General features: G+C 37.3%; 12 protein-coding genes and 1 pseudogene. 6 read left to right on the top strand and 7 right to left on the bottom strand.

Annotated elements, in window-relative coordinates; genetic code table 11:
- Positions 1 to 7 precede the first annotated feature (7 nt).
- Both H6F47_RS13100 and H6F47_RS13095 read right to left on the bottom strand, forming a co-directional pair.
- Complete coding sequence (locus tag H6F47_RS13100; RefSeq protein ID WP_137668378.1) at positions 8 to 1,306, bottom strand: AAA family ATPase; 1,299 nt, start codon at positions 1,304 to 1,306, stop codon at positions 8 to 10.
- Between the two features lie 4 nt (positions 1,307 to 1,310).
- The gene (locus H6F47_RS13095; protein ID WP_190649521.1) at positions 1,311 to 3,053 is read right to left on the bottom strand and encodes an asparagine synthase-related protein; all 1,743 of its coding nucleotides are present in this window, start codon (positions 3,051 to 3,053) and stop codon (positions 1,311 to 1,313) included.
- Positions 3,054 to 3,332: 279 nt separating this feature from the next.
- Between H6F47_RS13095 and H6F47_RS13090 the strand changes: the two genes are divergently transcribed.
- Positions 3,333 to 4,013, top strand: coding sequence for a phosphorylase (locus H6F47_RS13090; protein ID WP_096565076.1), 681 nt, complete (start codon positions 3,333 to 3,335; stop codon positions 4,011 to 4,013).
- Positions 4,014 to 4,202: 189 nt separating this feature from the next.
- On the opposite strand, the gene H6F47_RS13085 is transcribed toward H6F47_RS13090, so the two are convergent.
- A complete protein-coding gene (locus tag H6F47_RS13085; RefSeq protein WP_137668380.1) occupies positions 4,203 to 4,439 on the bottom strand; it encodes a hypothetical protein in 237 nt (78 codons plus the stop codon).
- A gap of 394 nt (positions 4,440 to 4,833) precedes the next feature.
- On the opposite strand from H6F47_RS13085, the gene H6F47_RS13080 reads away from it, so the two are divergent.
- Positions 4,834 to 5,832: a cyanophycin synthetase gene (locus tag H6F47_RS13080; protein ID WP_137668381.1), complete on the top strand. Its 999-nt coding sequence runs from the start codon at positions 4,834 to 4,836 to the stop codon at positions 5,830 to 5,832.
- A gap of 101 nt (positions 5,833 to 5,933) precedes the next feature.
- Here H6F47_RS13080 and H6F47_RS13075 read toward each other — a convergent pair whose 3' ends face one another.
- Positions 5,934 to 6,284, bottom strand: a complete 351-nt coding sequence (locus H6F47_RS13075) for a hypothetical protein (protein ID WP_137668382.1) — start codon at positions 6,282 to 6,284, stop codon at positions 5,934 to 5,936.
- 303 nt (positions 6,285 to 6,587) lie between these two features.
- Here H6F47_RS13075 and H6F47_RS13070 point away from each other — a divergent pair, with 303 nt between their 5' ends.
- Entirely contained in the window at positions 6,588 to 7,523 is a 936-nt protein-coding gene (locus H6F47_RS13070) for a DMT family transporter (protein WP_096565084.1), read from the top strand.
- A gap of 302 nt (positions 7,524 to 7,825) precedes the next feature.
- On the opposite strand, the gene H6F47_RS13065 is transcribed toward H6F47_RS13070, so the two are convergent.
- A complete protein-coding gene (locus H6F47_RS13065) occupies positions 7,826 to 8,329 on the bottom strand; it encodes a pentapeptide repeat-containing protein (protein WP_096565086.1) in 504 nt (167 codons plus the stop codon).
- A gap of 29 nt (positions 8,330 to 8,358) precedes the next feature.
- On the opposite strand from H6F47_RS13065, the gene H6F47_RS13060 reads away from it, so the two are divergent.
- On the top strand, positions 8,359 to 8,865 hold the full coding sequence (locus H6F47_RS13060) for a YraN family protein (RefSeq protein WP_096565088.1): 507 nt from the start codon (positions 8,359 to 8,361) through the stop codon (positions 8,863 to 8,865).
- A 101-nt stretch (positions 8,866 to 8,966) separates the two neighbouring features.
- Here the strand turns inward: H6F47_RS13060 and H6F47_RS13055 are convergent, their stop codons facing one another.
- Positions 8,967 to 9,356 carry a hypothetical protein gene (locus H6F47_RS13055; protein ID WP_096565090.1) on the bottom strand — a complete coding sequence of 130 codons (390 nt, stop codon included), beginning with the start codon at positions 9,354 to 9,356 and terminating at the stop codon, positions 8,967 to 8,969.
- 228 nt (positions 9,357 to 9,584) lie between these two features.
- Here H6F47_RS13055 and queA point away from each other — a divergent pair, with 228 nt between their 5' ends.
- Positions 9,585 to 10,709: a tRNA preQ1(34) S-adenosylmethionine ribosyltransferase-isomerase QueA gene (queA, locus tag H6F47_RS13050; RefSeq protein WP_190346421.1), complete on the top strand. Its 1,125-nt coding sequence runs from the start codon at positions 9,585 to 9,587 to the stop codon at positions 10,707 to 10,709.
- 372 nt (positions 10,710 to 11,081) lie between these two features.
- Here queA and chlP read toward each other — a convergent pair whose 3' ends face one another.
- The gene (chlP, locus tag H6F47_RS13045) at positions 11,082 to 12,302 is read right to left on the bottom strand and encodes a geranylgeranyl reductase (RefSeq protein ID WP_347237698.1); all 1,221 of its coding nucleotides are present in this window, start codon (positions 12,300 to 12,302) and stop codon (positions 11,082 to 11,084) included.
- Between the two features lie 339 nt (positions 12,303 to 12,641).
- Between chlP and H6F47_RS13040 the strand changes: the two are divergent.
- Positions 12,642 to 12,770: pseudogene (locus tag H6F47_RS13040) on the top strand (membrane protein insertion efficiency factor YidD); the annotation flags it as partial.
- Positions 12,771 to 12,863 lie beyond the last annotated feature (93 nt).

Raw genomic sequence — 12,863 nt, 5'->3', positions numbered from 1 at the left:
ATAAGTCTTATAAACCTGAATTGATTCTTTCTGCTGTGACTATCCAGCGCGGCCAAAATGGATCATGTCCTGGTAAAAGTTTTAGCAGTTCTTGATGTATTTGTGATTGTGTTTTCAAATGTTCGGGAAAATCGCTCATATCATTATGACGCATCCACGCTTCTGCTGCTTCAATAGCAATTTCTGATTCTTGAGAACGCGCTTGTTTTAGTCCAAATATTTCGGAAGTTAACCATCCTACTGTATCTCCTTGTTTAGTCCAGAAAATTTCATTCAGTTCAACGTCTTTTCCTTGCATTTCAAATAGAAATAATTTGTCCTTATCTTCATCAAAAAGTGGTTCTAATGAAGCTAAAACCAGTGGAGAATGAGTAGTAACTAAAGTTTGTATTTTCATATTTTGTTGTATATTTTCGATGCGGTAAGGAATAAAAATAGGCGGAGTAGTGACAAAAGGCATATCTTGTAATACATCATTGATTACTGATAAAACAGATGGTAAGATGACTCTTTGCCAGCGAGGATGCAGGTGAGACTCTATTTCATCAATTAGTAAAACTATTTGATTCATTGGTTCTTGCTGTGTTAGTTCAGCAGCTTTTAGGTGTTCATACCAAGTCCATACTAATAAATAAGCAAGTCCCAAAATTCTCTTCATTCCTGCTGATGCTTGGGTAATGGGAATATTACCGTAAGGAAGATTAATTGTAGGAATGTCTCTCACATCATCTACAGATACGCGTGTTGGTTCTCCTATTTCTATCCATTCATCTGGATGGGGAGCAAGTTTTTTGATTACATTAGATAAAATTTGAAATGGTGATTTTTGTGGTTTATTTTGCCATGTTCCCCAATCTTGAATTATACCGTTACAAATAACTTTTCTTTTGAACTTTAAGCCATTCCAAAGAGTATCTGTAGTAAAATTATAAGCACTCTCACGACTACGAAGAGGGTCAAAAACTGAGAAACTACCATCAACTCTAACAAAAATAACTACCTCGTTTAGTTCAGGAGGTAACTGGTTTTTTAACCATTGTTGTTCAGAAAAATTAAATCCACTTTGATAATCTTTTAAACCATATTTAGTTTCAATTTGGGATATAATTTCTGGGTGTTGTTCTGTATTTCTTTGTGGATAAGCAATTTGTTCTACCCAATTTCCGGTAAGTACCCACCAAGCAACATCTAATAAAAAGCTTTTACCTAGTCCATTATCACCAGTAAAGATATTAACTCTATCGGCAAATTCAACATCAAATTGAGCAGATGGTCCAACAGACCTTAAATGAAGTTCTTTTAACATTTGACTATTTCTTTAATACTGATGTATTTACCTGCAACCAAATTTCCAAACTTACCAATAACCATAGTTTAACACCATAACGCCCCCAAATATCACCTTTAAAATCTAACCAGTTTCGCAAAATATCCTGATTAATATAAGCGGAAATCTCACTATTTCTATTTAACAACAATTTCCGCGCTTGTTTTTGCCAATATTTCCTAAATCCTAATTGTACAGGAACCATCATTCCACTTTTAGGACGCTGAATAATTGTATCTGGTAAAATATCACTGACTGCTTTTTTCAAAACTGCTTTTTCTTCCACTCCTGAAAGTTTATATTCTGGGGGAATTTGCATACTCAAGTCAACTACTCGTTGATCAAATAAGGGTGATAAACCTTGTAAATTTGCTGCTTGAGTTAAGTTATTTACCTTGGTGAGAATATGATCTGCTCCTTTAAATTTAATATTCAATTTCATTAATCTATTTAAATAATTAATATCGGCATTTAAATCATGGTAAAATACAGAAGATTCGTTTTTTACACTTTGCCAAATTTCCGGTTTTAATAGTTGTGGTAAGTCTAAAGCACATTTTTGGAAAGATATTAAATAAGCTGTTAAAGCATCTTGATTATTAATTGTACTATATAAACTATTAATCAACATTGGTTGATTTTTTGGACCTCCAAAACAAGGATCTCCTCCTTCTCCATTTAATGTAATCTCTACATTTTTTCTCGCTAGTTTACCTATTAATAAATTTGGTACTGTTAAAGGATCACCGATAGGATCATCTAAATATAACATTGTTTCTGGTAAACGTTCCCACATTTCCCGAAAGGTAATTTCTAAAATGTGATGTTGTGTTTGACAATGTTGTGCAACTAAGCTAGAAAATTCTAATTCATTGGGTGTTTCTGTACCAAAATGAATGGAATAAGTATGCACTGGTGCGTTATGTAATTTTGCTGCTAATGCGGTAATACTGCTAGAGTCTAAACCACCAGAAAGAAATACTCCTAAAGGTTGATTTTCTGGTAAATATTCTTTGATAACTTGTTTTAATAAAGCATTTAATTTCTCGCTATACCATTCTAAAGGTTGATTAACATCTATTACTTTTTCTTGGAGTTGCCAATAATGATAAACTTGATTTGAAGGCATTTCTATAAGTGTGCCAGGACGCATTTCTTTAACATTTTTCCAAAGTGTTCTTTCTCCTGGAACAAATGCACAATAAAGATAATCTCTTAATGCTATTAAATCTAAGTCATTGTTTCTATGAGGTGCAAGGGTGGTTAATTTGGGAGCAATCCAGCAAGTTGAACCTTTAGTTGTATAATATAAAGTTCGACTACCTATGGCATCTCTGACTAAATATAATTCTTGCTTTTCTCGATCCCAAACTACTAAGTTAAACATCCCTAATAATAGGGTTAAACATTGAAAATTATACTTTTCCCAAAGTTGTACAATTATTTGTTGATTACTGATTTTTTGGGTAGAATCAATATTTATTCTTTGGAGGAGTTCTAAACGATTACTTAACCATATATCACCAACTAATACAAATCTTTCGTTAAGACTAATGGCAAAATTTTCGGAAGCAGAAATAACAGCAAATTGTTGATCTTGCCAGGTAAAATCTGCTTTTAAAGCATCTACATTATTATCTAATTTTCCATAAGCTACATACCAATTAGGTATTACTTGAAAATTAGAATTTACTGATTGAGGATTTTGAAAAAGATTAAAAAACATATTAAATTAACTATGAAGGCACTTAGACACAAAGCAGTTTATACAGTTTCTTTATGAGGCTGCGCTAAATTTTCTGACCTCTTTCTTTGTGTTCTTTGCGTCCTTTGCGGTTCGTTATATAATTTAGCGCATCTTCATACAGAATTGGTATTACCAAAGGGTAAGCTGTTGTGCATTTAATTTGTATAAGTGGAACAGGCATCTTGCCTGTTAAACAAGAGTTCAGAATATTAGGATTATACAATTTAGCTGTGTAACAGCTTATTAAAAATAACAGGAATGATTAACACAATTTTAGTACCCCAAGGAGCAGAAAACCAAGCCGTTTGTCGTGGTTTAAGTCGTGTTAAAGGTTTGCAACCGCAGGTGATAGCAATACCCCTGGGAATGAAATCACTGTACCAGTTTTTGGAAAAAAATTGTCAACATTTAAATCAACTCAATCAACGCGTGCTGCTAATGGGTTTATGTGGCAGTTTAAATGAGCATTACAAGGTTGGTGATATAGTTCTCTATCGAGATTGTATGTATCAAAGAAATCTGCAAAAGTGCGATCGCACCTTGATCACAGAGATATATAACCAACTTGGGGATAAAGTAGCTTTTGTTCAGGGATTAACGAGCGATCGCGTCATATCCCTAGCAGCAGAAAAACAAAATTTACATCTACAATCTGGCGCTGATGTTGTTGATATGGAAGGATTCACATTCTTAGAATTTTTCCAGCCACTGGGGATATCAACCGCAATATTACGAGTCGTTAGTGATGATACTCTCTATGATATACCTGACCTGACAACAGCCATTAGTGCCGATGGTTCACTTCAACCTCTACCCCTGGCCTTAACATTCATCCGTAAACCCCTAGCTGCTACCCGCTTGATTCGTAGTTCCTTACAAGCACTCAAAATATTAGAAACCGTAGCTTACTGTTTAGCCAGTTCCTCAACTCGGATATAGATCCCCGATTTCTTTGCGAAGTCGGGAATCTGAGGATCACTTCAATAATGGACAATTAACAATGAAAAATTGACAATTACCTCTCCGTTGAAAGGAGAGGCTTGAAAAAGCGAAATTTTTGGCTTTTTACCCTGTAAAGCGAAGTTTTTAAACGTTGAATCAAACAATTATCAATTGATAACTCAAAGCTTAAATCGCTGCTGCTTCCCGTTGAGAATCAAAGAAAATCTCGAAAGAACCATCAGGTATGAGTTGACGCAAGTGCTGAATATAACCATCTGCATCTGAACGACTACGGAATCTGGCAATAATTATACGCTCTTGATTCGCAACCACACGAGCTATAGCCCAACTATTCAGCCGATTTCTATAAGAAATTGCTGGATTTTTTGATTTGGTATCTTTGTCATCTGTGTTTTGTGGCATGATTATATTATCCGTATGAATTTGATTGATTGGCGTTAGTGTGTCTCTTAGGGGGAATAACACTAGCGCCTTTAATTGATGATGCCACTTTGTTATTACATAATTCTTGGATTGTCAATACTTAGTGCAACAATTTGTTTTTACTAGGCAATAAAACCTAGAAAATATTATTTCCAGAATTTTCACGATACACAAATAAAGTTAATATTAACAGTGCTGAATGCTTGGTAAATAAAACAACATTTTTCGTTAAAAATTTACCTCTTACTTAGACAAAATTACATATCAATTTGTAAATCATTGTAGCATGAATCTACAATTTGTGAGAATATATATTGCGTATTGCCCCCTACTAATCTGGGAAATCATCTGATACATTAAACAGGAATGTTGTATGAAATTCACTGCATCAATTTTAAAAAAAGTTGCTACAGAAATGGGCGCTTCTATTTTAATAGAACCTGAATATGAACTAATTGGACATATTACGTTTAAAAATGGGAAAATAACCGTTTTTGATAACACGAGATTCAATATTAATGGTTTTGGTTCGGCAAATTTAGCACAAGATAAAGCCTTTTCTAATTATTTTTTGGGTAAACTTGGTTATCAAGTTACGGAAGGAAAAACATTTTTTAATGATAAAATGTGTGCAAAAGTCGCCAACCCCAGAAATATCCATGATGGTTGGAACTATGCCCAAGAATTAGGATTCCCTGTAATTGTTAAACCTTTAAATCTCAGTTTAGGAATTTTAGTTACTAAAGTATATAATAAACAGGAATATTATCAAGTAGCAGAAAAAATACTTGCTACTCAGTCTGTCTTAATTGTAGAAAGATTTTATCAAGGTAATGACTTTAGGATTTTAGTTTTAGATAATGAAGTTATAGCGGCTTATCAAAGAATACCTTTATCTGTCACTGGTGATGGTAAATCTACTATTTTAGAATTACTACAAAATAAACGTGAACAGTTAATCAAAACAGGGGAAAAAATATTAATTGATGTCGAAGATTTCCGCATTATCAAGAAATTAAACAAACAAAATCTGAGCTTTGATAGTGTACTTGCTGAAGATACTTTAATTTATCTTTTAGACAACGCAAATCTATCTACAGGTGGTGATGCAATAGACTTCACGGAAAATATTCATCCTGATTTTCAAAAATTGGCGATTAATATCACTAAAGATATGGGTTTGAGATTAGCAGGTGTAGATATTCTCACCGCTGATATTACTCAACCCATAGTAGATTATACTGTAGATTATACTCTGTTGGAAATTAATAGCGCCCCTGGTTTAGCTCATTATGCCTTACTGGGAGAGCAACAAATACAGAAAGTAGAAGATTTATATCGGAAAATTTTGCAAGCATTAGAAAACGAATAAATGTGGTAAGGAGTTAGGAGTTAGGAGTCAGGAGTCAGGAGTCAGGAGTCAGGAGTAGATTCAATCCAAAATCCAAAATCTAAAATCCAAAATCGAATGACTCACCAATTTTTACCTAACAGAGATTCAAATTCTGCTTGTAAAGCTGTAATTTCCCCAACTCTAGCCACCAGCAAATTATCTTTACCAGCATCTTGTAATCTAGTTTTCCAATATTGAATAGTCTCTGCATTATTCAACCAAAATTCAATCACTGTATCTACCACTTGATCTAAATTCCAACTACCAGCAGTTGGAACTGATTCTACAGATTCTAGAAACGCATCTAATGTACAAGTTTGAGTTCCCAAATATTCAACTTTTTGGTGTAGAGGTTTTTCTAAACTTTGTTGTTGGTGATTGAAAAAGTATAAAATTGGAGATACTCCTACAATGTCAAAAGTATAGTTCATGCCCATCCTCCAAATCTGTTGAGTTGTTAGTCTATTGACTGGAATCTGTAACCTATTTAATTTTTTATGAGTGATTTCAGCATCAAATATGATTGCTATATATTCAAATATAACGCCAAAAAACAGAAATTACAAGTTCAATCTACTGATTTTAAAATTTTTTAAAATTTTTTTAAAAATTAGCACTTGTGAACTGAGAGTGCTAATTTTGAGTGCCATTATTTAATATATATTTGATATATTATAAAAATAGTTTCCAGGCTTATTTGGGGAGTTAAGATCATTTTTAATAGTTTCTTAGTTATTGGCTTAACTAATGGTAGAGGTGAATTAGCAGCCTTGTCTGCTGCCTGTTTATGGGCGATCGCTTCCGTGGTATATGGAGTATTAGGGCAACGCATTCCGCCCTTACAGCTAAATTTAATCAAAGGCATAATAGCGATCGCCCTGTTGCTAATTACAATCGTCATCAGCGGTGATTTTTTACCCACCCTTGCACCCTTAAACTTATTATTTCTACTCCTCAGTGGTGCAGCAGGTATTGGTTTAGGAGATACAGCTTTTTTAGCAGCTATTAACAGACTAGGCGCACGTCGGGTTTTGCTGTTGGGAACTTTAGCCCCTCCCATGAGTGCGATCGCTGCTACAATTTTTCTCCAAGAAAGTCTGAACATCAATGCTTGGTGTGGTATTTTACTCACTATTTTGGGTGTTGCTTGGGTTGTTACCGAAAGAGTCAGTAATAATGGTGAAGGTGCAACCACACAACTATGGCCAGGAATAGGGTTAGGTTTGTTAGCAGCAGTAGCTAACGCCATCGGTGCTGTTTTTTCCCGTGCAGCATTTACAGGTACGAATATTTCCCCTTTGTGGGCAGCATTATTCAGATTAATTGCCGGAGTATTAATAATTTTAATTTGGGCATTTTTGCCCAATCAGAGAAATAACGTCTTTGTATATCCTTATTGGCAGTCAAAACGAGTTATATTAGCCAGTTTTTTAGCTGCTTTTTTAGGCACTTATTTAGGAATTTGGTTACAACAAACAGCCATTAAATTAACTAACGTGGGTATTGCCTCAACCCTCATGCAAACCAGCCCTATACTTGTAATTCCCATTGCTATCTTTATGGGTGAAAAAGTCAGTTTGAGAGCTATTATAGGGGTAATAATTGCAATTTTCGGAATTAGTTTATTAGCTTCCATCACTTCACCCATCTCAGTTAGAAACATTCTCTAGAACACCGATTTATTAATCGTAAGGGCGTATAGCATTCGGACAGAATATGAACTGCTTTCAGCGATAGGTTATCACCCGAATGCTTCGCCCCTACAAGGTAAAAACAGATTACCTAGCATTACTGAATCGACGTTCTAGCTTATACCGGAACTTAAGTTCCGGGCGGGTTTGGAAGCTAAACAAAAAAGCTATTTGTGGTCTGAGTTGACACCAATGAGCATTGCTAAACCCCTACACAGGAGTCACAATGTTTGATCAAGCTGACCATTAACTCCTGACTGCTGATAGCCGAATAGTAGTAACTACGGACAGAATAAAGTATCTCTTGTATCCCTACCCGTGACAGGATTAGTACCTTTAGCCAACTTGCATAATTTTTTTTGCTCATCTGAACGCAGCAACACATCAGTAAAATCTGCTCCGTCAATTATAGCACCATCAAATTTGGCACTAGCCGCAAATGCACCTTCCAAAACAGCATTAGTTAAATTGGCTTTAATCAAACGTGCAGAATCCAAGGTAGCATTAGTTAAATCAGCCCCCGTTAAATTTGCTGATTCTAGATTTGCAGCAAAAAAGCTCACACCACGCAAGTTAGCACCACTAAAATTACTCTGACGAAGGTTAGCCTTAGTAAAGCTAGAGTCTGTTAAATCACGTCCAGAAAAATCTGCTTCTATCAAAATTTCTTTGTTGTATTCTAGTGCTAAAGCTGGTGATGCTAAACCTATTAATGCCGTTATGGGAATGAGCGCCCAAAGCAGTAAACTGAGGATAAGTGACAAAAAACGATACTTAATATTCATGGTATTTTTTGTATTGGGTTTATTAATTCATGTCTAAACCTCCTCCATCTAATTATGCTGATATTGGTAACATAGGAGAAGACCTAGTAGCACAGTGGTTAAAATCTACAGGTTGGGAAATTCTGCACCGTCGCTTTTCTTGTCGCTGGGGAGAAATTGATATTATTGCCCAGTACCATGATACAAAAGAAACAGCAAACAAGCAAACTACCAATCATCAAAACTCAATACTGGCATTTGTAGAGGTAAAAACCCGCAGTGCTGGTAGTTGGGATGCTGGAGGTAGAAACGCTATCACCCCAAAAAAACAAGCAAAACTCTGTCACACAGCAGGAATATTTTTAGATCAGTATCCTGAAAAAGCTGATTATTCTTGTCGTTTTGATGTCGCTATTGTCTTTTGTCAACCCTTGTCCCAAAATCTTCAGGGGGCAAGATTTACCCCAGAAACCCTAGCTAATTTATCAATACCAGGATATGACTTTAAGCTGCTCGAATACATTCCAGCAGCTTTTGATCTATCAACCATAAATTGATAATTAGTAATTGGTAATTGGTAATTGGTAATTGGTAAACTTCCTTCTGTCACCTGTCACCTGTCACCTGTCACCTGTCACCTGTCACCTGTCACCTATTTTCAAGCCAAAGTTTCTGGACAATAGCCCAAACCTTGGACAAACTGTTGTCTGAATGCTTCGATTTCTTCTTTTTCTGGACTACCATGAGATACAATAGCTACTTGGTAGCGACGCATTACGTCCACGGGATACTGTCCCGCCTCCAAGCTCCAAAGTGCCATTTGTATCCTCATAGGTGGCTCATAACTAATTCCTAATTCATTGAAGAAAGCCCGAAAATCACCGTCTTCTTGGGCTGAGATCGGTTCTCTAAGTTTAATCCTCACTACCCAACCATCAATTTGATGAATTACGGTGATAAAAGAAACAGGAGTTTGGGGTCTGTTGTGCAGGTGTTGAACTACCCTGAGCGTTAGACTAGCATTTGCCAGGTAATATAAATATTCCATGATGGTGTTTGGGATCAAATCTAATCCTACATCTATATCTTCCTGGTTCAAGGATAGTTCCTGCTAGGGTAAAAGTCCCCGTTTTTATATGGGGAGATTTACCCAATTTTGATGATTGGTGATTGGTGATTGGGGACTGGTGACTGGTGACTGGGAGGATGAATAACCCAATGCCCAATGCCCAATGCCCATTACCCATTACCTATTCCCTGTTTACCTTTTAGAAAAATGTCTAACTTAGAAAATCAAGGTGTGGATTTAGACCGTTCTTTATCTGGCTATGATTATGAACTACCGACGGAATTAATTGCCCAAAACCCGGCTGTTCCTAGAGATAGTTCTCGTTTGTTGGTGATAGATTCCCTGAGTACGGGAGTAGAAAAACCAGCACTTGATTACATTTTCCGAGATTTAGTGGAAATACTCAAATCTGGGGATTTGTTAGTGATGAATAATACGAAAGTTATTCCAGCCAGGTTATATGGCCGCAAATCTACGGGTGCGGAGGTAGAGGTTTTGCTGTTGGAAGAACGACAGCATAACCGTTGGTTGGCTTTGGTGAAGCCGGGAAAATACTTTAAACCAGGAACTCAGATTATTTTTGATGGGCAAAAATTAGCTGCGGGTAATGAACTAACAGCCACAGTTGTAGAAAGAGATGAAGCCACTGGGGGGCGGTTATTGCAGTTTGATTTACCGGAAAATGTGCCTTTGGTGCAAGTATTGGAGAAGTTCGGGGAAATACCTTTACCTCCTTATATTAATGCTTCCTCTGCTGCTGATGAACAATATCAAACTGTCTATGCCCAGGAACAGGGGGCGATCGCTGCACCCACAGCCGGGTTACACTTTACACCAGAACTTTTACAAAAATTACGCGATATTGGCATTAATCAAGCTTTTTTAACTTTGCACGTCGGTGTGGGTACTTTTCGTCCAGTGGAAGTAGAAGATGTAACAACTCACCAAATGCACGAAGAATGGATTGAAGTTAGTAATGCTACAGTAGAACAAATTAAGGCTACTAAGGCTGCTGGAGGGCGAATTATTGCCGTTGGTACTACAGTAGTCCGGGCGTTAGAAGGTGCGGCACAATCAGGGGATTTACAACCTTATGTGGGCAAGGTAAATTTATTTATCTATCCTGGTTATCAATGGCGAGTGGTACAAGGTTTGATTACGAATTTTCACTTACCCCGTTCTAGTTTATTGATGCTGGTAAGTGCGTTGATTGGTAGAGAAAGATTGTTAAAAATTTATGAACAAGCGATCGCATCTCGATATCGTTTTTATTCCTTTGGTGATGCCATGCTGATCTTACCTCAAGCAACTATTAATGCTGGTGATTGGTGATAGGAAGCAGGAGGCAGGAGGCAAAACTTATTAATTTTGACTTTTGACTTGATTTATTCCCTATTCCCTATTCCCTAATTATTTCCCAAACTTCACCCTAGCGTTCACGAAGTGCAGCGTAGCTATCGCTCTTCCCCATAACTAGCAACTTGGGTTATCTAGATGTCTTATTTTTCCGTCAAATTATCACCCAAATGCTTTTTACTATGAGACTGGGAATTTATTCCCAGTCCGGTGATGGTTTTAACCTCAAGTTGAGAAAAATCAGCTTTTGCTAAACCCCTACAGCAATCAGGATATCCAGGAATGAGAAAAAATAAAAAATTAACATTCCCAGTCCCCAGTCCCCAGTCCCAAGTCCCCAGTCACCCATTAAGGAGCAAGTGCGTTACCACGTAACAAACTACCTATGGTTTTCGCTGTAATTTTCAATTGTGTAATGGGGTTAGCTGGAACAACAGTTTTATACAAATAGCTATCAAAAGTTAGCCGTTGTACATCCATGTCATCACACATTTCTACAAACGCTTCGCGGGTAGCATCGGAACGGTAGAACACGGTTTGCAGAATATCCAACACTTTGTAAGTGAGTCCGTATTTCTTATCCCAACGTTTGATGTAAAGTTTCAACTCTTTCTCAGAAGGAATACGCGCACCATTGTTAGAAACCTCAACAATGGTTTCTGCACACATCCGCCCAGACTTCGCTGCAAAATAAATACCTTCACCAGAAGACTTGGTAACATAACCCGCAGCATCACCAACCAAAGCGATCCGGCCAACTACACGACGAGGACGGGGATGTTCAGGAATGGGGTGAGCTTCTACCTTGATGATTTTACCACCAGCTAATTTTTCCGCAGCACGGGCGCGAATACCAGCTTGTAATTTCTTGATGTCTCGTTGGTTAACGTGCATTGTGCCAGTACCAACTGCTACGTGATCGTATTTGGGAAATACCCAAGCGTAGAAGTCAGTAGAAACATCATCACCTACATACATTTCCGCTAAGTCATGGTAGTAGGCCATTTTGTCTTCAGGAATGCGAATTCTTTCTTGGAAGGCGATCGCATAATTGTAATCCCCTGCATCCATTTCCTTAGCAATGCGGGAGTTAGCACCATCAGCACCAATAATCAAATCTACCTTTAGGGTTTTAGGTTCTCCCCTATCACCACCTACGGCATGATCAAAATAATGAATTGTATAGGGATCATTGTTATTGGTGGGTATATCCAGTTTTTGAACTGTACCGTTAATTAAGTTTGCGCCTAATTTAGCCGCACGGTTACGGAGAAAACCATCCAGAACCTCACGACGGCACATTCCTATATATTCTTCTTCATTTACCAGATTGATATCTACCTCACGATTAGAGGGAGAAATCATTTTCATTTTCCGCACTTGACGGTCAATGATTTCTGGAGGTAGATCAAATTCACTCACCATACACAGGGGAATAGCACCCCCGCAAGGTTTAGCGTTATCTAGCTTGCGCTCAAATAAATATGTTTCAATGCCAGCTTTTGCTAATGTCTCAGCAGCGCATGAACCGGCTGGGCCCGAACCCACAACAGCAACCCGTAATGTCAAAGGTTTACTCCCAATCTTCACATTTACCGAAAGCATCCTATCATGGAGTTTCGGCTGATATGACGCTCAAGCTTAATGTTTTGACAGAATTGCAATATTCCTTAACATTTCGTCATAAAAACGCAAGTAAAAATACTCAATCAGGGGTTATGAGTAGATTTTTGTAAATGATAACTACAAAAAATTCTAATATTAACTAAGTTGTTGGTTTTCTGGTTTAGGCTGGGGACTGGGGACTGGGAACTGGGGACTGGGAACTGGGAAAAATACAAATAATTTCCCCTGCTCCCTGCTAACCTGCTTCTTCACTATATCCCCACATAAAAACGGGATTTTTATATGCAAATTTCTCTATGGGATGCTGTGAGTAGAAACATTAGTGTTTCTGCAATTAGCGGATATCAAAAATACCTTTCTCCCCATAAAGGTTTTGCTTGCGCTCATCGCGTTTTGTATGGTGTTGACACTCTGCGGTCTAAAGACACGCAGATTCTTTAAGACTTGCTCAAAAGGGATAGTCAATTATCCCCCTACGCGCTCAAAACAACTACCAGTACGACA

Origin of the sequence: Sphaerospermopsis sp. FACHB-1094 (assembly GCF_014696195.1) — a bacterium.
GTDB lineage: Bacteria > Cyanobacteriota > Cyanobacteriia > Cyanobacteriales > Nostocaceae > Sphaerospermopsis > Sphaerospermopsis kisseleviana.
This window is presented reverse-complemented; position numbering and strand designations above follow the sequence as displayed.

Coding starts and splice junctions, on each gene's coding strand:
- H6F47_RS13075 (WP_137668382.1), bottom strand. CDS start 6,284: ATGAACTATACTTTTGACATTGTAGGAGTATCTCCAATTTTATACTTT.
- H6F47_RS13080 (WP_137668381.1), top strand. CDS start 4,834: ATGAAATTCACTGCATCAATTTTAAAAAAAGTTGCTACAGAAATGGGC.
- H6F47_RS13095 (WP_190649521.1), bottom strand. CDS start 3,053: ATGTTTTTTAATCTTTTTCAAAATCCTCAATCAGTAAATTCTAATTTT.
- queA (WP_190346421.1), top strand. CDS start 9,585: ATGTCTAACTTAGAAAATCAAGGTGTGGATTTAGACCGTTCTTTATCT.
- H6F47_RS13060 (WP_096565088.1), top strand. CDS start 8,359: ATGTCTAAACCTCCTCCATCTAATTATGCTGATATTGGTAACATAGGA.
- H6F47_RS13055 (WP_096565090.1), bottom strand. CDS start 9,356: ATGGAATATTTATATTACCTGGCAAATGCTAGTCTAACGCTCAGGGTA.
- H6F47_RS13100 (WP_137668378.1), bottom strand. CDS start 1,306: ATGTTAAAAGAACTTCATTTAAGGTCTGTTGGACCATCTGCTCAATTT.
- H6F47_RS13065 (WP_096565086.1), bottom strand. CDS start 8,329: ATGAATATTAAGTATCGTTTTTTGTCACTTATCCTCAGTTTACTGCTT.
- H6F47_RS13085 (WP_137668380.1), bottom strand. CDS start 4,439: ATGCCACAAAACACAGATGACAAAGATACCAAATCAAAAAATCCAGCA.
- H6F47_RS13090 (WP_096565076.1), top strand. CDS start 3,333: ATGATTAACACAATTTTAGTACCCCAAGGAGCAGAAAACCAAGCCGTT.